This window comes from Streptomyces sp. NPDC055103, from assembly GCF_053607625.1.
Genome location: NZ_JBSGTX010000180.1, coordinates 1 through 1,430, shown reverse-complemented (window position 1 = coordinate 1,430; position 1,430 = coordinate 1). Strand labels below are relative to the sequence as shown.

At 45.3% G+C, this 1,430-nt stretch carries 2 protein-coding genes and 1 pseudogene; 2 read left to right on the top strand and 1 reads right to left on the bottom strand.

Going from position 1 to position 1,430, the window contains the following annotated elements; genetic code table 11:
- Positions 1–770 (top strand): extracellular metalloprotease Mpr (mpr, locus tag ACWFR1_RS40350; protein ID WP_453561099.1); only part of this gene is annotated, 770 nt, incomplete at its 5' end.
- Between the two features lie 22 nt (positions 771–792).
- Complete coding sequence (locus tag ACWFR1_RS40345) at positions 793–1,131, top strand: DUF2606 family protein (RefSeq protein WP_453561097.1); 339 nt, start codon at positions 793–795, stop codon at positions 1,129–1,131.
- A gap of 226 nt (positions 1,132–1,357) precedes the next feature.
- Here the strand turns inward: ACWFR1_RS40345 and ACWFR1_RS40340 are convergent.
- A pseudogene (locus ACWFR1_RS40340) lies at positions 1,358–1,430 on the bottom strand (MarR family transcriptional regulator); the annotation flags it as partial.

Genomic DNA, 1,430 nt, shown 5'->3' with positions numbered 1-1,430 from the left:
AAGCAGAACAGGTTTCTGCCCCTTATGAGGGAACCGGAAAAACAAGTAAATCGTTATACGGCGGCCAAACGGAACTGGAGAAAAACATTCAAACCTTACAGCCTTCGAGCATTATCGGAACTGATGAACGCACCAGAATCTCCAGCACTACATCTTTTCCATATAGAGCAACCGTTCAACTGTCAATCAAGTATCCCAACACTTCAAGCACTTATGGATGTACCGGATTTTTAATCAATCCAAATACAGTCGTCACGGCTGGACATTGTGTGTACAGCCAGGATCATGGATGGGCTTCGACGATAACCGCCGCGCCGGGCCGCAATGGCTCGTCATATCCGTACGGTACTTATTCAGGCACGATGTTTTACTCCGTCAAAGGATGGACGGAAAGCAAAGACACCAATTATGATTACGGAGCTATTAAATTAAACGGTTCTCCTGGAAACACGGTTGGCTGGTACGGCTACCGGACTACAAACAGCAGCAGTCCCGTGGGCCTTTCCTCGTCAGTGACAGGATTCCCGTGTGACAAAACCTTTGGCACGATGTGGTCTGATACAAAGCCGATTCGCTCCGCTGAAACGTATAAGCTGACCTATACAACCGATACGTACGGCTGCCAAAGCGGCTCGCCTGTTTATCGAAACTACAGTGATACAGGGCAGACAGCTATTGCCATTCACACGAACGGAGGATCGTCATATAACTTGGGAACAAGGGTGACGAACGATGTATTCAACAATATTCAATATTGGGCAAATCAATAAATACAGCAAACTAGCCATATTCATGTCTATTTTGTTTTTATGCGGGTGCAGTTCGCAGACGCATTCTTCTCAAAAAGAAACGACTATTCCTGTCACTCTTCATGTGGAGGATGCTAAGGGGCTGCCGGTCGAAGGGGTTCAAGTGACGATTGTCAAAGCGCCCTCTTCAGATGAGGAGCCGAGTACAGAGATTGGTGAGATACTCGGTAAAACAGACAAAAACGGAGATATCAAATGGGATACTGGCAGAAAAGGCGATTACTCAGTCGCGTTGACGAAGGGTGAAACATCAGTAACCCATCAGATCTCGTTAACAGAGGATAAAAAAAATCATGCCATTCTATTAGTCTTCAAAGAATAGCAGTTTCCTTGATTTTAAGGGAACTGTCTTTTTTATTTATTGCAGGAAACCAAACTATATACTGGAAATTTATTATGTGAGATAATAAGAAATAGGTATTTTTTCTTACGAGACAAAAGGGGCGTTATCCTTTATTTTATATCAATCAAACCCGGAGGAAAAAGAAGAAAATGATACAAGATTCAATGCAGTTTGCCGCGGTTGAAAGTGGTCTGCGCTTTTACCAGCAGTGCATACGGGGCGTGAGTCCGATCTCGCCGAGCGCGGCGGTCATGCGGGTGCGCAGGACGTGGCTGGTG

Excerpts from the sequence above, each read along its gene's own strand:
- ACWFR1_RS40345 (WP_453561097.1), top strand. The coding sequence starts at position 793 with ATGTCTATTTTGTTTTTATGCGGGTGCAGTTCGCAGACGCATTCTTCT.